Here is an 18,633-nt window from a genome sequence, read left to right as displayed (position 1 = left end):
ATAGACTATATGGATAAAAGTGCCTAGGCGTTGATCTCCAATTCGCTCAGCGCACGCTGGCCATTCGCGAGAAAGGCAAAGAGAGCGACGCATACATAGGCAATTAACGGCACAAGGTAAGCGAGAGCGATACTGTGTCCGATCTCCGAAACCAGTCCCATGACCGGAGTCAGAACGGCGCCCCCGATGATCGACATTACTAAGAGAGACCCTCCAATCTTCGTGTTGGGGCCGAGGCCTCGGAGACCCAGCGCAAAGATGGTTGGGAACATGACTGACATGAAGAAACTGGTAAGAAAGATGGCCCAGAGGCCTATCCAACCTGGAAAGGCGATCGCCAGTGCGACCAACGCAACATTGGATACTGCGTAGTTACCCATCAGCTTTGCTGGGGGAACTCGCTGCATAACCCATGCAGAGGAGAATCGTCCGAGGGCGAATGCAACGAGGGTTCCCGTAAGAAAAAAGCCGGCAAGCTTCTGCGTCTGATGGGCGTAAGCCTGGACGTACTGGATGAAGTAACTCCACGTACCCACTTGAGCCCCGACATACATGAACTGTGTAGCCACCGCCAGCAGGAAGTGCCGCTTGGTCAAAAGCTCGGAGAAGCGACCTTCGTTCTCCTCTGCCGCTGTCGATTCTGCGGCAATCTGAGGAAACTTGGCGAGGAGGAAGACTGCCGCTAATACGAAGGCGATGATTCCGAGCGCCATATACGGGGTCACGACGCGTAGCGTCTCCGACTTGAGGTAGGCCTCATAGGTATGGTTCGCCTTGCTAGAGGCGATGCTTTGCGGCGATAGTTCAACTCCTGAGAAGATGAAGATCGTTCCGAGTAGAACTCCCGAGATCGCGCCTAACGGATTGAAGGCCTGGGCAAGATTCAGCCGTCGTTCGGATCCGGACGAATCCCCTATCTGCGTAATGAAGGGGTTGGACGCTGTCTCCAAAAATGCCAGGCCGCCGGCCATGACGAAGAGCGCTCCAAGAAAGAACTCATAACGCATCGAAAGAGCCGCCGGCCAGAAGAGAAACGCGCCGATACCGAAGAGCATCAGCCCGGCAATCATACCCACCTTATAGCCGGCTTTGCGCATCAACAACGCAGCGGGCATGGCCAGCAGAAAGTATCCGAGATAGAAGGCCGACTGGACCAGACCAGCCTCAAAGCGGCTCAGTGTGAACGACTTCATAAACTGGCCAATCAGCACATCATTGAGGTTGTTCGGGATGCCCCAAAGAAAAAACAACGAGGTAACCAGAGCGAATGGAACCTTCTGGCCTGGACCGATTAAAGGCTGGTTGTCTTGGAGAGTGAAGGGGGCGTCTTGTTGATGTGTGACGGGAATCATGCATTCCTCTTTGAAGAGTTGACAGCACGGGGCGAATTTGCAGGTTAATCGAGCCGGACCATGATCTTGGAAAACCGTGCAGGGTCGCTGCTCCAGGCTGCAAGAGACTCAGGTACTTCGTCGAGGCTGACAATCGCAGTCACAGCATCGTCTACTGGAAATCGACCTTGTTCGAGCATTTGGATGACGGCATGGAAATCTTCCGGCAGGGCATTTCGAGACCCTAGAATATCCAGCTCCTTCTGAACGAACAGGCGTGTCTCATAGGCTACGGGTTCTTTAGCGTAACCAATGTAGACCACTCGTCCGGTGAATGCGACCTCTTCGACGGCCGCACGAAATGTCTCTGGAAGGCCGATAGCCTCGATGATCACGTCGGGCCCCTGTCCGCCGGTGAGTTCACCCAGGCGGTCGTGCATCGAATCAAGTGTGGTGTTGATGAGATCTGTCGCCCCTGCTTTACGCGCCAGCTCCAACTTCTTATCATCGACATCAATTGCAATGGTACGTGCTCCGATAGAGCCGGATGCCGCAACCGAGCCTAAGCCAACTCCGCCGCAGCCGATGATGGCCACCGTATCCTCTGCGGTTACGCGCCCACGCGCAACGGCGTGAAAACCCACTGTAAGCGGTTCGACGAGACAAAGCTCCTGGAGCGAGAGCTTTGCCGGATAGAGTTTCTCCGGAAGCTCTGCAATGTATTCGGTGAGCGCGCCATCGCGCTGTACGCCGAGCGTCTGATTAAACTGGCATGCGTTCGGACGACCGCGTCTGCACGACGCACACTTGCCGCAGCTTGTGTAAGGGGACAATGTCACATCTGTCCCGGCGGCGAGATCCGGCCGCCCCGGCGTGTCATGGACGATTGTCGCAGCAATCTCATGGCCCAGGATGCGTGGAAACTGCACGAGCGGGTTCTTGCCACGATAGCTGTTCAGATCACTACCGCACAGGCCGACTCTTTTTACCTTCAGCAGTATCTCTCCGCCAATATGCGAAGGATCTCTTACCGTCTCTACCGTCGCTTCACCTGCATGTTTTAGTACAAGTGCCTGCATCTGTGTGCTCCCTTTCACGACTGTTCTGCTGCTTCATCCTCGAGCGTCCTGAAAATGATTGCGTCTGCGCTATGAGAGTCGATAGGCTTCAATTGCGGTTCCCCCGAAGACGCGCTCTCGCTCAGTTTGTGACAACGATTGGAGCAGAGACTCAAGCGTCGAGAACCACCGACGATAGCTTGTCCCCACGGTGCACACTGGCCAGTCAGAACCAATCATAAGTCGACTCGGTCCGAATGCCTCCAGCACAACGTCCGCATAGGGGCGCAGATCTCCGATCGTCCAGCAATCCCATGCAGCCTCGGTGACCATACCCGAAAGCTTGCAGTAGACATTCTGCTCCTTTGCAAGTATGCGAAGGTTGGTACGCCAGGGTTCGAGCAGACCAGCGGCAATCTTAGGCTTTGCGATATGATCCAGCACGAACAACTGGTTCGGATGTTGTCTGACGAACTCAATTGCGTTGGGAAGCTGATGCTCGACGATCAAGAGGTCGTACACCAGACTCGTGCTTTGCAGCGCCCGGATACCAGAAGAGAAAGCATCGCGTAGAAGGAACTTTGGATCCTGCTCTGCCTGCACTACGTGGCGAAGCCCTTTTAGGTGCTTGTTCGAGGTCAGTATCTCAAGCTCTTCGCAAAAGTTCGCGCCGGCGATCTCCGCCCAGCCAATAACGCCACGGATCCAGTCAAACTGATTGGCCATCTGCAGAAGCCACATCGTTTCTTCAACCGTCTGCCGAGCCTGAACCGTCAGCACGCCATTGATTGCAGCTGTTGCGAGCTCCGGCGCGAGATCCTGAGGCAACATATCGCGCTGAAGTGGCGCCATCGACGCGTCGATCCAAGCATATTCTGGCTGCGAATAGTGCCAAAAATGTTGATGAGCATCAATACGATCTGTCATGGGTCTCGACGTGGTCGGACGACTCAGCATAGTCGATACGGCCGGACGGCCATACGTAGTTGAAGTCAGATCCGATAGCTGTAATGATCTCTTGAATCACGCTCGCATCCTCAGAGGGATCAAGGGCTCGCAGATTCTCTTCGAGCTCCTTTACGGTCGACATGCCCACAAGGGTAGACGACACATAGGAGTGTGCGAGGCAGAAGCGAAGCGCAACCTCAGTTAACCGCAACCCATGAGATTTACATATCTCATTTGCACGATGGCCCGCAGCCCGGATCTCGGGCGGAGCAGGATGCCAGGTCGGGATCTCACCGGGGCTGAGGACGCCCATGTGTAGTGGCGACGCATTGATGAGCCCGATGGATTTGCTTTTTGCCAGCGGTGTCAGTATTTCGTCCATATCCTGCACCATCAAGTTGTAACGGCAATAGCTCAGGATCGAATCGACCGGCGCTAGTTGGGCAATCGTGATGAGCGTCTCCAAGGAGTAGCCGGTGATGCCGATGTAGCGTGTTTTTCCTAGCTGTTGCAAGCCTCGTAAAGCCGGTAACGTTTCTGTGACGATTTGCTCGACATCGCCAAACTCTACATCGTGCACCTGAAGTAGATCGACGTAGTCCGTTTTCAGGCGTGCCAGCGAAGCATCGACTCCGGCTACAATCGTGCGGGCGGAGAAGTCGAAGTCGTCTGCGCCATAGCGTCCGCACTTAGTTGTCAGGATAACTTCGTGTCGTTTCCCATCAAGGGCCATTCCCAGTCGTTGCTCAGCAAGGGTTACGCCGTAGTACGGCGATACATCGAAAAAATTGATCCCCCAATCGATCGCCTGGTGAACCGCGCGTGTGCTTTCCGCCGGATCAACCACAGAGAATACGTTCCCAAGTGGGGAAGCCCCAAACCCGAGGATAGACAGCTCGAGGTCGGTCTGACCGAGTCTTCGATGGCGCATCTAGTTCCTCCGACTTGTCCAGACGTTGCTCGGATATCGTATGACCCAAAGAACCGTGCTTGGAACTTACGTTACAGTAAACGATGAATGTAAGGTAAGCAAGTAAATTATTGAAGGTTCCACGAATTCGATTTTGGTAGGACGCAGCTTCCACTTGTGTTCAAGAGGACCGTCAGGGGTAGTGGTCAAACTCTGAAGCTAGTCGTTCGGCAGAAGGGCTGAAGCCCTAATCCAGCCAGCGCGATCTTCACTTCCTATATTGAAGTGCAAGGTAATTGGGTGCGCTTTCGTAAGACGCACAGTACATTCTACAGAGCCAGGCACTACTGAACCTACTAGAATCCCGGAAGATGCATCAACTCTTTCGATTCCGTGCCGGACAAAGAGCTTAATAGTTTGGTCCACCTGTGAGCTAATCGTCACGTCTATTGTTCTTGTCTTTAAATTCCACGTGAGGTCATCGATTTTTGCCCGTGTCCGGCTCACTATTCCCTTTATACTTCCTTCGGTCAGTGAATCAGGGTTCGCGGGGAGCAACCCTATAACACCTGGCCGAGAGTAGAGCAGCATCTCCATGATGAGAGTGGGAAGGGCCCCCTGCGGATCGGGGGAAGGAATTGCGTATGGATTATGCATTGTCGTTAGGCTTGCGTTGACATATCCCTGTTCGAGGATCTGTTTCAAGTCGAAGTTCACCAGATACGAATCCTTCAACCTTGCTGCGGCGAGGCCCCGATGCAAAATGCCATGCGCGGAATCATTTCCCTGCGCTCGCTTCCGGGATGCAATGGAGGATGCCCTGGCGAGAACAGGGGTTGCGTCTGGGGTGAACTCATCCCCGGGCCATGCTCCATACAGATGTGAGACATGCCTGTGATCCTGATTCTCTTCTAGAATTGGCCACGCCCATTCCTTCAACGCACCATCCGTATCCAAAAGATACGGTGGCAGCTTCGCTAACATGGCCTCCCAACGTGGAATCTCTTCAGCATTTTCACCTAGTACCTGCGAGGCTTCGATGACATGTGTCAGCACTTCCCTGCAGACACTGATATCCATCGTCGCGTTGATAACAGCAGGAGATCTCTCTGAGTTGCGAGGATAGTTTTCCGGAGAGTACGAAGGAACGAAGATATAGTTACCGTTCTTATCTTTCTCCTTCAAATAGTCTTCGTAAAAGAGGGCAAGCTCTCTAAGCCCTGGCATTACGTGTTCGCGTAGGAATTGTCGATCTCCGGTAGCCAAATAGTAATCCCAGATTGGGCTGTACATCCATCCACCAGCAGATATCCAATAGTGGTGAGGCCAGCCATAGTCAAAATGTATAAGCGGACCTCCCTCCTGGGTGGGGTGAATTCCAAAGAGCGCACCACGGGCGCCAAAGATGTTCTTGGCATTTGTCTGGGCATCTGGCAGCTCACTTTCTACCCAGTGTGTATATGCTTTTATCGACTCTGGCAAATCTCCCATTACGGCGCCGGAGATCTGCAAGTTTACATTGACGTTGACGTGCCCCCACATCGGGGTAAAATCCCCAGTCCTCAAGTAGAGCCAGTATCGCCCCATGTCGAGCAAGTCTTCAAGCAATGCGGGGTTATATCCAAACCTCGTTCTCTGGTCGGTGAGCATCTCTTCACCGCTCATGGAGTGCAGCGAGTCTCCACCAAAATTTACTGAGACACGATCGATCACGCTGGCCTGACCTGGACGATGACGCGCAAGCAGCACCCCATAGTTCGGGGTGATCTGATCCACTGCAGCCTTAAGTGCATTGATATCCTTCTGCTCTAAATCTTGATAGGCTTCGATACGCGTAATCAGCGTAAGGGAGTGAACGCCCCGAAGCACGAGGGCATCTCCCTCACTGTTGGTAGATCCTCCATCCACGATGACCCTTGTCACACTCGCATAACCGGGCGTGCCTTGATCAACGACGTAGTGTCCTTGAAGAATGAAGTGGGACGCATCAACACTCCGATCTAAATGAATACCCGGAGTCCCCGGTTCATGAAGATGCAGCGGTTGTCCCCCTCCATCCGCGATTCTTATCGTTTCGCGTCGGTTTGCAGGTATATCCGTGCGGCCGCTGCCCATAACAATCGACGTGTCCAACCGAAGCGTCGCATTGATTGCACCGTCATTCGGAGCCGTGAATAACTGAACGACCACGTTGTCCGGACGCGAGACAAACGTACGCCGTTCCCACTGGCCCTGCTCGTCGGTCCAGACAGTCTTCACTTCCCCACTTTCAAAATCTGTCGTTCGCAGATAGTTCTGCACGGCATGTTGGCCCGGCGTCTCGATCCGCATATCGAATGCGGGATGGGGTCGAAGATTGTTTGTCCCGGGTTTTGTTTCGCCCTTCTCCGCCGCCGCAAGCGAGAGGTCGAGAGCTTTTTTGTATTCGCCCTCAAGCATCAGCTTTCGGACTTCAGGGAGAATATAGGCGATTTTGGGCGCCTCAAGAGGTTTTCCCTTCCATGATTGAAGAAGGCTCTCCTGATGGAAGATGATCTGTTCGGCAAACGGATCTCCAAATACTTCAACCCACATCTTGCCATCGCCGGTGAGGAGACCGTCGTCTTCTGTCGTACCGGGGACTGTGCTGCACATTCCCCGCTTCGGAACTGCTCCAAGACGAATGCGGTCGGCAAGAGACATGGGTATGACTTGCTGATTCAGAGGGACCAAGGTGTTCATCGAAACGTAGGCCGGGCTGGACTGAGCTAGTATCCCCAACGGGAAAACAGCTGAAGCAAGCCAAACCCAGAAACGCCACTGAGAGCCATATTTCATATGGTAATGAACCTCGATGAGCTTACGTTTCGAAGCTCAATGCTTCGATCTTTTAAAAGATCTGCCCACCAGCATCAAGACACCGAGGGTATAGCTCATTAAATGAGGTTACTGAGCCGTGACCTTGAACAGCATGCTGGCGTGGGGACGTAGAGAGAGATGAATCTTAGCGATATCTTTTGTGTTCGTGTGCAGCCACAGATCGCGTACGGTTGCCTTCGAGGCGGTAACTCCAACAGAAGCCCAGGGAAGGTCTATGTCCTTCGCAGTGTCGCCAATATTGAAGACTGCGACATACTTGGACTTGGAGTTGGGAACATCTGCCGTCCAGGCCACAGTGCTGTTTTCTCGAAAGGACTGACGCCCATTGTCACTGTGCTGGTTGACGTCCAGCACTTCAGGATTTGTGAGGATCTCAATCGTGAAAGGATCGCTTGATGGGATATCTCCCCCCAACATAAGCGGAGAGCGGAAGATCGACCACAGCGACATCAGGGTGTACTGTTCGTCGTGGGTGAGCAGACTCGGCCTATCGTCACCGCGCTCTGCACGAATACCGATATGGCCAAGAGGAAGCATATCGGCATCAGGCCAGCCATTGGGATGCACCTTGCCCTCCCAGTTCTTCATCAGTTCGAACTGCTTTTTAACATCGACCCATCGGTCCCAGAAGTCGTTGGAGATGCGCCAAAGCTGGGCGTTTTCCTTGAGATCTTCATACTTGTCAACTGGAGCGGGTCCTGGCGATAGACTAAGGACGATGGGCCGGCCCGTCTTACGAAGTGCTACGCTGAGTGCATGGATCTCGGAGCCACGGTAGGGCCTGCTCATGTCATCCGCTTTTACGTAGTCCACTCCCCATGATGCATAGAGTTCTGCGATGGAGTCGTAATAAGCCTGCGCGCCGGGCTTGGACATATCGACGCCGTAGGTGTCTTCCATGTCCTTCCACTTGCAAACATTGACCTTGTCAGCCACATCGGCAGCATGGAATTTCGTGCCTTTGATGGGAAGGTTCTTGTCGACAGCCTCGCGGGGAATTCCGCGCATGATGTGAATGCCAAACTTCAATCCCTTGCTGTGGACATAGTCGGCCAACGACTTAAAGCCTGCATCGTTTGCCGCAGATGGAAATCGATTTGGCGACGGGACGAAGCGCCCATATTGATCCATTGTGACTTCCCCGCGTGGGATGTAACCATGAGATCTGGCTTTTGGCTGATACCACTCGATATCAACAATCACGTATTGCCAGCCGAACTTGGCGAGCTTTGCGGCCATGGCGTCAGCGTTGGCTCTAACCTCATCTTCCCGTACGGTAGGACCGAACGAGTCCCAACTGTTCCAGCCCATGGGAGGTGTTGGAGCAAGCATCTTGCTGGGAGAGGCAACTGGACTGCAGAATGCCGTCGAAGTGTAGACGCTCAGAGCAAGGACGCTGCAGGAAACAGTACGTAGAGAAAGATTCATTCGGAGGCCCTTCTTCGGTCGCTAAAAGAATTGAGAAAGATTGCAAATCGTATAAGTAATCGTTTACTTTGCTTATGACGAATAATTGATGCGTTCGGTGCTTGTCAAGCTGGAGCCCTCTATAACGACAGTTACCACGTATCCCAGCGTTCCTAGACCCCGGGGTTAGCATGGACTTCGAAACATCGCGACGGCGCTTCATTGCGCTACTCAGCTCAGCATTGGCTTCCACTCAAATTACACGTAGTGCGTCGGCTCAGACTCAGCACTCTTCATCGCCGATGCTGAAACCTGAGGCCAAAGATGTGTCGATCTGGTTCGAGAGTCCCGCCTCTGAGTGGGCAGCCGCGCTGCCAGTCGGCAATGGAAGAATTGGCGCCATGGTATTTGGCACCGTGCTGCAGGAGCGCATCGCCCTAAATGAGGACACACTGTGGTCCGGTGGTCCAAGCGACTGGAACAATCCCGACGCGAAGAACCATTTGCCCGTGATACGAAAGCTGATCCTCGAGCAGAAGGACTATCAGGGGGCTGACCACGAATGTCGTAAAATGCAAGGGCCTTACAACCAGGCATACCAGCCGGTGGGCGATCTGCTGATCGACTTCGAGCATCGGAATACGGTGGGAAATTATCGGCGCGAATTGAATCTTGACACTGCCACGGCAACGGTCATGTATGAGGTCGGGGGTACTATCTTCACTCGCGAAGTCTTCGCGTCGATGCCAAACCAAGTGGTGGCAGTCAAGCTTTCGTCCAGCCAGCCTGGGCAACTCAACTGTAAAATACGCTTGGCCAGCCAATTGAAGTCAGAGGTCAAGGGAGCCGGTGCGAATGGAATTCATTTGACGGGCAAAGCTCCCAGCGAATCAGCCCCCAATTATTTATTCACTCCTGAGACTGCATCGGCGCAGAGATGGATCCCTCCCTCGATATCTGCCCCTCCGGGCGCCGCAGGGCATGCAGGAGGCGTGCATCCCCCAAGGCCAAAGCAGAAGATGAACGTCGAGGAAGCAGCGGCGCAAGTTGCATCCGACGATCTCGCCGAAAACCCGATCCAGTACAGCGACGTCGAAGGCAAAGGGATGCACTTCGCTGCTGTGCTCGATTTGAGCGTCACGGACGGTAAGATCACCAGGGAATCCGATGGGAGTTTGGCGATCCACGGTGCGAGTGCTGCCGTGCTTTTGGTGGGGATGGCAACGGGCTACAAGAGCTATGCAGTAGCTCCGGACCGTCCTTTGCCTGAAGTCCTAAGCTCCGCGGTAAAGCATGTAAAGGCAGCGCAGCAGGTTCCCTATGAACGACTTCACGCTGCCAATATTGTCGATCATCAAACGCTTTTTCGACGGGTGAGGCTGGATCTAGGAGACGAGAAGAACTCACCTCGTCTGCCGACGGACAAGCGTGTGTCGGGGATGACGAACAATCCAGATCCATCGCTGTTAGCGCTTTACTTCAATTTTGGACGTTACCTCCTTATCACGAGTTCGAGGCCCGGAACTCAGCCCGCAAACTTACAGGGCATCTGGAATGCGGAGATTCGTCCACCATGGAGTTCGAACTGGACCTCAAACATCAATGTGCAGATGAACTACTGGCATGCACAAACGACTAATCTGTCTGAATGCCACATGCCACTCTTCAATATGGTGACGGATCTGAGTAAAAACGGAGCCATCACGGCAGAGGTTAACTACGGCGCGAAGGGATGGGTATCGCACCACAACATCGACCTCTGGCGGCAATCCGCACCGGTAGGAATGGGAACAATCTTCGCCGATCCTACATGGGCAAACTTCAGTATGAGCGGGCCTTGGCTATGTCAGCACCTCTGGGAGCACTATCGCTTTACGGTCGACAAAAAATATCTACAGGAGACCGCATATCCCGTGATGAAAGGTGCAGCGGAGTTTTGTCTAAGTTGGCTTGTCGAGGACAACAAAGGACAGTTGACGACGTGCCCTTCGTTTTCGACCGAGAATAGTTTCTTCGCGCCAAATGGAGTTCCTGCCAACGCCAGCGCGGGCTGCACGATGGACATCGCACTGATCCGTGAGTTGTTCAGCAACGTAGTATCCGCGTCGACTGATCTTGGCATAGATCATGAGTTTGCAGCGAACCTACAAACAACGATAAAGCGACTACCTCCCTACCAGATCGGCAAGTACGGCCAACTACAGGAGTGGTACAAGGACTTCGATGAGAACCAGCCTGGCCAACGACACATGTCTCATCTTTACCCGGTCTACCCAGGGTGGGAGATCACATCGCATAGTAGACCCGAGCTTTGGGCTGCTGCGAGGAAGTCGCTGGAGCGACGACTGGCAAACGGGGGCGCTTACACAGGCTGGAGCCGTGCCTGGGCCATCGGGCTGTGGGCCCGGCTTTTGGATGGCGACATGGCGTGGGATTCACTGAAGTTACTGATCGAGCACAGTACTGGCGCCAATCTCTTTGACACACATCCGGAACGACATGGGAGTATCTTCCAGATTGACGGAAACTTCGGAGCCACAGCAGGTATTGCCGAAATGCTGCTACAAAGCCACGAAAATGAGATTGCACTGCTGCCCGCGCTCCCCACAGCTTGGCAAGAAGGGTCCGTTCAGGGTCTCTGCGCTCGCGGGGGGCTGGAAATTGGCGTCGCTTGGGACAAAGATGGGCTAATGTCTGCTCAGGTACTTGCCTTACGAACAGGACGACATACATTTCGCGTTCCTAAGGGCAGGAGGTTTATGCACATTTCGAACGCTGCAGGTAGTCCGCAGAAACATCTGCCTGGTGCTGATCCTCAGACATTCTCCGTTGGTGTGGAACAGGGTCAACTATATCGAATTGAGTTTGAACAAACATAGAAGCAGCAATGGCAGTCGAGGGGAATGCCGACATTCAATGCATGAAAAAATCGACTGTGCTCTGACGGCACAGCTACAAGGTGCAATCGACAACTAATCTCTATATTTAGTCGTCACCTTGATAAGGTGACAATGCGTAACAGATGTTCTTGCCATTCACTTGTCCGCATTCTCGTAGGTGGCCTACTGAATTTTTGCTTTTTAATACTGACCGCCACCGCTTTCGCGGAGACGCAACTGGCAACGAATTCAAAGTCGAACGATTCTTCGACCCCGCCGCAAGCTTCCAAACCGGGCCCGCTTTATCGATATTAGGAGCAAGAGCCACGTTGCTTTAGTAGGACAAGCATCGCACGCCTCGAAGAAACATCTTCTTGAAACAATGGGATCAGGAGTCGCCCTTCTCGACTACGACAACGACGGGCTTTTAGATATCATCTTTGTCAAAATCGCGGACCCACCATCCCCTCTACCTAAATTCAGAGTTCGTCGGCCACACCTTCCCCACCAAAACCATCGATAGCAAAGAGCGCCTGCAAGAGTTTGTCGTCCGCCATGCCCGCGTCCACGACACCCTCGCCTCCACCCCCCAATACGCTGGTGCCGCCTTCGACTACAACATCTACGACAACTGCGGCTCCGGCGACCACATCTGCTACCACGGCGTCATGGACATCTTTCGCACTCTAAGTCCGCCGCAGGTTTCTTTAAATCCGTGTGCGAACCCTCCGAAGAGATCGTCCTCGAGCCCGCCTTCCACTGGTCGCGCAGCGACGAGTCGATAGGCTTCACTACCGCGATGATCCCTTCAACTGCGACCACCCCAAGCTCTTCGTCGAGAACGCCAAAGGCGAGCGCCTGGTTGGCGAATGAGATCCCGATCGCAAGCAGTTTCCCTTCCTCAAGCATCCGCCCTTAACCATCAGATGCGATTTTTATTTATAGGTAACTTCGGCTAACAAATAGTTGCTTGACAGAAGTATTACTTTGCATGTAAATAGGTCTGGCGTAAACCTTACAGTTAACGTATAAACTTTTGCCATTCGCTGTCATGCTTTTCTCCCGACGCCAACTGACGGATTCGACAAGCAAACTTGCCCCGCTTTTTGATGCAGCGTTTGCGGGTTGGCAGGCTTAGCCCCAACGTGCACGATATTGATCGCTAAAAACCTTAATTCAGGAGAGTCACATATGTTTGTATCCGCTTTTCCAACGCGCCGTTTTGCGCATGGCCCGCGAGCCATGGTGTCCGGTTGCCTGCTTATGTTGTTGCCGCTGGCGGTTTCACTCCGTGCTGACGCGCAGACCACACTTACCGTCAATGTAAATTCCAACGCCGGTACCATCCTTCATGGCGCTTCGGGTTGGCTCTATGGGCAGGCCGAAGATGGGTTGGCAAGCCAGAACCTAATGGCTCCCACCAAGCCGCAGTATGACGCGGGCAAACCACCCAATGGCCAGCAGCATGCCGGCGGAGATGTGAGCAAGACAATTCCCTCCTTCTTGAGCTCGGGAGGAAAGGGGACTCAGATCTATCTGCAGGATTACTTCTCCACCTTTTATCCGAACCCCGGCATTGCCAGCTATACCAGCACGGTGCAGGGCATCGTAAATGGGCTGAAATCGGACCCGAATTTTCAGAGTTATATCTATGTGCCATTCAACGAACCGGACGGTGTGGTCTACGGCAAGTATGGAACCGGTATTACTAATTTATCGGGACTGGAGAGCGACTGGGTCACGATCTTCAATGCGATCCACGCAATTAATCCGTCGGCCAAGATTGCCGGCCCAAACTTTTTCCTTTACGACAGCAACTCATACCGCAGTTTTATGACATACGCCAAAGCGCACAATGCGCTCCCGACCCAGGTGACCTGGCATGAGTTGACCAGCGCCACCTACACAAACTGGTATACCGACTACAACGACTATCGCTCGATTGAGAGCGACCTCGGGATCTCCCCAATTCCGATCGTGATCAATGAATATGCGCAAGCCACGGAGCTTGGCGTACCGGGCGACCTGGTGCAGTACATCGCACGCTTTGAAAACAGCAAAGTCTACGGGTGCCTGGCGTTTTGGGTCACTGCGGGCTCGTTGGATTATCTTGGCGCCGCCCAGCAGCCGAATGTGCCCACCGGCGCATGGTGGCTTTACAAGTGGTATGGAGGAATGCTGGGCAACACGCTGACGGTGACGCCACCCAGTACGACGTCCATGGGACTTCAGGGAGTAGCGACGCTGGACGGTAATGCACACCAGGTGAAGGTCATCTTCGGGGGCGGATCGGGTACCATCAACGTCGCGCTGCAGGGACTTGCTTCGCAGTCGTATTTGAACGGCAAAGTCCACGTAACGGTGTGGGGCGTTGACAGCACGGGCGATGGCGGAGCGCCGACAACGGGTCCTTATTACATTCAGGAGGGTGATTACACGGAGTCGAGCGGAAATACTGCGGTCTCCGTGGCAAATACGAAGTCGACCTCAGCGTATTATCTGATTGCGACACCGGCAAAGAGTACCTCGAACGTAAGCAGCACCACAAAGTATGAGGCAGAGTATGCCGACCTATTTGGGCCGGCAACAGTTACTTATGGCAGCAACACAGGTTACTCCGGCACCTATTTTGTTCAGGGGTATGTCAACAATAACGGGGCCGTGACGGAGTTCGATGTGCAAGCGCCGAATGCGGGCTTCTACAACGTGGACATTCGCTATTCCTCACCCAGTGGCAACACCAGCCTGAACCTGTATGTGAATGGGCCGCAGTTGGAGACGGTAAGCCTTCCCGGTACGAATAATGCTAATAGCTGGACAGACAAGATGGTGACGCTGTATCTAATCAAGGGAATCAACCGCATTGCCTATGGCTCAAACTCGTCGAGCACCGGAGTGCAGCTGGATTACATCAATGTAACTTCCACGACTGGAACCGTGACAACGTATGAGGCGGCAGCGAGCAACAACACGTTAGGCGGAACAGCGGTGCGCGAGAACAATAGCAATGCGCCGGGTGGCACGGATGTTGGATTTGTCGGCCAGGGATCGGCGAACTATGTGCAGTTCAATGGCGTGAATGTACCGTTTAGCGGAACATATCGCATGTTAATTGAATATTCCAACGGCGAGGTCTACTCCGGCCCGGAGGCTGGTGCAGTGTTCCGGTCCGCGCAGGTCAGCGTCAATGGCGGAACGGCGCAGCAGGTGTTCTTCGACAATACGGTCAACTACACCACTTACCAGGAGCTCGCGGTAGATGTGCAGTTGAACGGGGGAAACAATACGATCAAGTTCTACAACAGTGCCACGAGTCCCAACCCGAATATTGAGTCGGGCTGGGTTCCGGTGCTGGCGCAGATCAAGATTGCGTCTGCGCAGTAGTGGCCGATTTGCTGTGAAGGCACCCCCACCGGGTGCCTTCGTTCGCCTCCGAGAGAAGGGTTAGCTTGGTTGCCTTCCTAAGGAGACTCGATACGTTATTGAGAAACTGTATCTTCCGGCAGATTATCTTGCACTCCAGAGCGTGATGGCGGCCACAACATAGCGGCGCTAATTCCGCAGGTCAGACGTGGATTCGGCGATATTCCACCCGCGAACATCCGTACTCGTGTCCTATTTCAATGACGCAGACGATACAGAAGTATCGTATTGTCGAAAGATCGGTATATCACTCAAGAGGCGCTAATGAATCGTTGGTTCCCTGCGTTGCTGTTCCTTGCTGTTCCGGCAATCTTATTCGGACAATCACTGCCACTCCAGAGAAACGGTCAAACGATCACGATCGAGCCCTATGCGCCGAACGTCGTACGTGTCACATTGAGTATGATTGCCCGAGAGGCCGCGATTGGTCCGGGTTACGGCTTCGTGGCTACGCCGGAGCAAAGTGGCTGGATACACACTGTGCGGGAAGATGGTGCCGACGTCTACAAGAGTCAGCGAATGACCGTAATCGTTGCTCCGGAGCACCGAAGGAGTCCAAATGAAAGACTCCCGGATACCGCAAAGTTCTTTTCAGGCTCTGTGCCCGGCACAGACATTTCTGTCACATTGCCGGACGGTTCCTCGCTCGCTGAGATGAATGGCTGGCAGATGGCTGAGTTGAACCAAAAAGATGACACTCTCAAGAATGCGCGGGGAATAAAGGCGGATGACCTGCCACTTTACACCGTCGGCGCAAGTTTCCGGGCAGCCGACGACGAGCATTACTACGGTCTAGGCGAAAATCAAGAAGGCTACCTCGACCACCGGCAACGCCCCATCACATGTGCGGCTAATTATCTGGCCCCTGCTTCTCCATCGTACTGTGTGCCGTTTCTGGTCACAAATAAGGGATATGGAATCGTATGGGACAACCCATCGTCCACAACCATTTACCCAGCCTTTGACGGCGAAACAAAATGGACATCGACGCTCGGCAGAAGGGTTTCGTTCTTTGTCATCGCGGGAGATACCACCGACGAGATCTATGAGGGTTATAGGCTCCTTACAGGAGCGACACCGATGCTGCCGAAGGCGGCATACGGTTTCATTCAGTGCAAGCAGCGTTATAGCTCGCAGGCAGAAGTGCTCGCCGTAGCGAAAGGCTATCGCGAACGCCACCTGCCCTTAGATATCGTCGTCGTGGACTGGTTCTATTACACCCAGATGGGTCAGTACGACTTCGATGTGCAGGCATGGCCCGATCCTGTGGCCATGAATAAGCAATTACATGCTGACAACGTCGAGTCGATGATTAGCGTGTGGCCACGTTTTGCACCAGGGTCACGTTATTACGACTTCCTCTTGAGCAAAGGCTGGTTCGAACACTACGCAAGCGGACTTCCGGTGACAGCGGACGAGCCGGCCCCGGGCAAGCCGGTTGACGGCATGCCATACGATAAAGCCGGATCAGACATTGATACGACAAACCCCGAGGCAGCCGCTTGGTGGTGGAACCTGATTCGAGACAATATCGCTGCAAAAGGTTTCGACTTCTTCTGGGCCGACGAAACCGAACCAGACCTTCCGCCTGACGGAGCTTACCTGAGCATCGGCCCAGGGACACAGTACTTAAATGTGTATCCGTTATCACACACGGGAGCGATCTATGATGGCGTTCGCCGGGACAAGCCGCAACAACGTTCTCTCACGCTTTCGCGGGACGCTTATCTCGGAGCCCAGCGAAATGGCACAATCTTCTGGTCGTCGGATATTTCGCCCACATGGGACAGTCTGCGGCGCCAGATTCCAACTGGCCTCAATATCGCAGCCTCTGGCATTGCTTATACGGGTAACGATATCGGCGGTTGGCAAGATCTTCCCTATAGGCATACTCCGTCTCATACACCGCTCATTGATCCCACAAGCGCGCGCAATAATGTCGGGCAATACGATGATTATCCAGAGCTTTACGTACGCTGGTTCGAGTATGGAACCTTTCTCCCAACCATGCGCACACATGGTACTCGACGCTACAACGAGATCTGGAGTTACGGAACCGAGGCCCAGCCGATCCTTGAGAAGTATCTGAAGCTGCGGTACACGCTGATGCCCTATATCTACTCGCTAGGCTGGTTTACTCATCAGAGCGGCGCACCGTTCATGCGGGCGCTGTTCATGGACTTTCCACATGACAACAAAATTGCGAATATAACCGACGAGTACATGTTCGGTCCTGCGTTGCTCGTCGCGCCGGTGGTTGAGCAGGGAGCCAGCACCCGCGAAGTCTACCTCCCAGATGGTGCCGACTGGTACAACTTCTGGACGAATGAGAGATTGCATGGCGGCCAAACACTTACGGTGAAGGCTCCTATCGACACTATTCCACTTTTTGTGAGAGCTGGATCAATCCTACCGTTGGGAGCTCCAGTCGAAAGCTCGCATAGTCAGCAGGCGATTGCAAAGGTGAAAGTGTACCCCGGAGCAAATGGAGAGTTCATGCTCTACAACGACGACGGCACAACCTACGCTTATGAAAAAGGAGACAGGCAGATTACAACTCTCAAGTGGGACGACGCTACTGGCAAGCTGAAACAAGAAGGCGCCACTGCGTGGGACCAAAAAGAGACTGGTCTGGTTGAAATCGTGCACTAAGATTCTCGGCATCTAATCGTTGCCATAATTTGTCCGCCGCGTAACACCATCCCCAGTGAGAACCGGCCCGTCATAGCGGATGGTGGTGCGGCCGGAACGCATCGAGGAAGTCGATGTCACGCTTTAGATTTTGAAAGGAAAAGCGCCTGCGCCCGCGGACCAGTCGTGTTGAAGCGTAGTAACGGCTGATGGGTCATCGGTCCGAATAACGGCCCACCTTTGCGGCGTCCTTTCGCTCAAGAGATCCATTGGTCGAACTCCGTTCCACCAGATGCGACTAGCCGAAATGCTTTTCTATCGCGTTTGCATTTTCCCGATCGTGTGAGCCTTCGCCTGGATAGACGAAAAGTGTTGTCGTGCTTTGCGCAAGCAGATCGAGCACTGACGATTAACCTCCCACAGGACTTGGGCTGATGCGGCGAAGGCCAACAGAGGCGCCCACCGATGCGGCCTTCCCGAGAAACGGTTTGTCGTTAATTTTCTTAGGGTCACCACCAATAATTTCTTAAGGCTCCTCTTCGTCCAGTCCTCCAATTCCCAAAACTTGAAATTGCTGATAAGGCCGGGAGATTTCTATCGCTGCCGCCAGCGGCCCGATGGCACTTAGCGCATCCTGCTCGGAAATGGAAAAGGCGCGGTCGCAGCCATGACTGCGGCCATTCTGCTTGGCGCGACCGAAGGCCATGACAACGATTCGCCGTCGACCCTTCTCGGCCATCTCAATCACGTCTTCAAACATAGCGGTCTCGGCGGATTCGCCACCTGCCTCCGTCTCGATGTCGTGCCGACGGTCAAGCCACGTTCGCCGACGCCGGCCGACTTGCCCCTTATCGCAATGGCAAGGAGTCTCAATGCGATCCCGGTCTTCCGCTCGGCATCCTTGAAACTGTCTAGTACTCTGAGACGACGCTGCAGCTCGCTCCTGGCGACCAATTGACCCTTCTTTCTGACGGAATCCTCGAAGCTCGCAGCGCCTCCAGCGAACTCTTCGGCTTCGACCGCACCGCGGCCATCAGCACACAATCGGCAGAGACCATCGCGCGTGCCGCGCAAGCCTTCGGCCAGGACGACGACATCACCGTCCTTACTCTGACTAGGCTTGTAATGGCCTGAAAATTTCCTTGCCTCAACGCACTCGTCGTCTGTTTCGACAGGTCTGATTGAGT

General features: G+C 53.9%; 11 protein-coding genes and 1 pseudogene. 5 read left to right on the top strand and 7 right to left on the bottom strand.

All coding sequences use genetic code 11. From position 1 onward, the window contains the following. Positions 1-23 precede the first annotated feature (23 nt). The 6 genes from fucP to HDF14_RS07380 form a co-directional block, all read right to left on the bottom strand. Complete coding sequence (gene fucP / locus HDF14_RS07405; RefSeq protein ID WP_183975063.1) at positions 24-1,352, bottom strand: L-fucose:H+ symporter permease; 1,329 nt, start codon at positions 1,350-1,352, stop codon at positions 24-26. 44 nt (positions 1,353-1,396) lie between these two features. Further along, entirely contained in the window at positions 1,397-2,410 is a 1,014-nt protein-coding gene (locus HDF14_RS07400) for a zinc-binding alcohol dehydrogenase family protein (protein ID WP_183975061.1), read from the bottom strand. A 69-nt stretch (positions 2,411-2,479) separates the two neighbouring features. Continuing rightward, positions 2,480-3,316 (bottom strand): amidohydrolase family protein, encoded by an 837-nt coding sequence (locus HDF14_RS07395; protein ID WP_183975059.1) that lies wholly within the window; start codon positions 3,314-3,316, stop codon positions 2,480-2,482. Further along, positions 3,300-4,268, bottom strand: a complete 969-nt coding sequence (locus tag HDF14_RS07390; RefSeq protein ID WP_183975056.1) for an aldo/keto reductase — start codon at positions 4,266-4,268, stop codon at positions 3,300-3,302. The genes HDF14_RS07395 and HDF14_RS07390 overlap by 17 nt, the downstream gene beginning before the upstream one ends. A gap of 198 nt (positions 4,269-4,466) precedes the next feature. After that, positions 4,467-6,929, bottom strand: coding sequence for a glycosyl hydrolase family 95 catalytic domain-containing protein (locus HDF14_RS07385; protein ID WP_183975054.1), 2,463 nt, complete (start codon positions 6,927-6,929; stop codon positions 4,467-4,469). A gap of 243 nt (positions 6,930-7,172) precedes the next feature. Further along, entirely contained in the window at positions 7,173-8,534 is a 1,362-nt protein-coding gene (locus HDF14_RS07380) for a glycoside hydrolase family 27 protein (protein ID WP_260698096.1), read from the bottom strand. A gap of 170 nt (positions 8,535-8,704) precedes the next feature. Between HDF14_RS07380 and HDF14_RS07375 the strand changes: the two genes are divergently transcribed. From HDF14_RS07375 to HDF14_RS07360, 4 genes are all read left to right on the top strand, one after another. Continuing rightward, complete coding sequence (locus HDF14_RS07375) at positions 8,705-11,392, top strand: glycoside hydrolase family 95 protein (RefSeq protein WP_183975052.1); 2,688 nt, start codon at positions 8,705-8,707, stop codon at positions 11,390-11,392. Positions 11,393-11,832: 440 nt separating this feature from the next. Next, positions 11,833-12,177: a hypothetical protein gene (locus tag HDF14_RS07370; protein WP_183975050.1), complete on the top strand. Its 345-nt coding sequence runs from the start codon at positions 11,833-11,835 to the stop codon at positions 12,175-12,177. Between the two features lie 406 nt (positions 12,178-12,583). Beyond that, positions 12,584-14,776, top strand: coding sequence for a CBM35 domain-containing protein (locus tag HDF14_RS07365; protein WP_183975048.1), 2,193 nt, complete (start codon positions 12,584-12,586; stop codon positions 14,774-14,776). Between the two features lie 303 nt (positions 14,777-15,079). Then, the gene (locus HDF14_RS07360) at positions 15,080-17,467 is read left to right on the top strand and encodes a TIM-barrel domain-containing protein (RefSeq protein WP_183975046.1); all 2,388 of its coding nucleotides are present in this window, start codon (positions 15,080-15,082) and stop codon (positions 17,465-17,467) included. Between the two features lie 505 nt (positions 17,468-17,972). Here HDF14_RS07360 and HDF14_RS07355 read toward each other — a convergent pair. Beyond that, positions 17,973-18,206 (bottom strand): hypothetical protein, encoded by a 234-nt coding sequence (locus HDF14_RS07355; RefSeq protein ID WP_183975044.1) that lies wholly within the window; start codon positions 18,204-18,206, stop codon positions 17,973-17,975. Positions 18,207-18,373: 167 nt separating this feature from the next. On the opposite strand from HDF14_RS07355, the pseudogene HDF14_RS07350 reads away from it, so the two are divergent. Then, positions 18,374-18,580 (top strand): annotated as a pseudogene (locus tag HDF14_RS07350) (SpoIIE family protein phosphatase); the annotation flags it as partial. Positions 18,581-18,633 lie beyond the last annotated feature (53 nt).

Origin of the sequence: Tunturiibacter gelidiferens (assembly GCF_014201335.1) — a bacterium.
In the GTDB taxonomy this organism is placed as follows: domain Bacteria; phylum Acidobacteriota; class Terriglobia; order Terriglobales; family Acidobacteriaceae; genus Edaphobacter; species Edaphobacter lichenicola_E.
The sequence above is the reverse complement of the archived record's forward strand: the minus strand, read 5'-3'. Positions and strand labels throughout refer to the sequence as shown.

Bases quoted from the DNA above. Each gene is read 5' to 3' on its own strand.
- fucP (WP_183975063.1), bottom strand. From the start codon at position 1,352: ATGATTCCCGTCACACATCAACAAGACGCCCCCTTCACTCTCCAAGAC.
- HDF14_RS07400 (WP_183975061.1), bottom strand. From the start codon at position 2,410: ATGCAGGCACTTGTACTAAAACATGCAGGTGAAGCGACGGTAGAGACG.
- HDF14_RS07395 (WP_183975059.1), bottom strand. From the start codon at position 3,316: ATGACAGATCGTATTGATGCTCATCAACATTTTTGGCACTATTCGCAG.
- HDF14_RS07390 (WP_183975056.1), bottom strand. From the start codon at position 4,268: ATGCGCCATCGAAGACTCGGTCAGACCGACCTCGAGCTGTCTATCCTC.
- HDF14_RS07385 (WP_183975054.1), bottom strand. From the start codon at position 6,929: ATGTCTCTTGCCGACCGCATTCGTCTTGGAGCAGTTCCGAAGCGGGGA.
- HDF14_RS07380 (WP_260698096.1), bottom strand. From the start codon at position 8,534: ATGAATCTTTCTCTACGTACTGTTTCCTGCAGCGTCCTTGCTCTGAGC.
- HDF14_RS07375 (WP_183975052.1), top strand. From the start codon at position 8,705: ATGGACTTCGAAACATCGCGACGGCGCTTCATTGCGCTACTCAGCTCA.
- HDF14_RS07365 (WP_183975048.1), top strand. From the start codon at position 12,584: ATGTTTGTATCCGCTTTTCCAACGCGCCGTTTTGCGCATGGCCCGCGA.
- HDF14_RS07360 (WP_183975046.1), top strand. From the start codon at position 15,080: ATGAATCGTTGGTTCCCTGCGTTGCTGTTCCTTGCTGTTCCGGCAATC.
- HDF14_RS07355 (WP_183975044.1), bottom strand. From the start codon at position 18,206: ATGTTTGAAGACGTGATTGAGATGGCCGAGAAGGGTCGACGGCGAATC.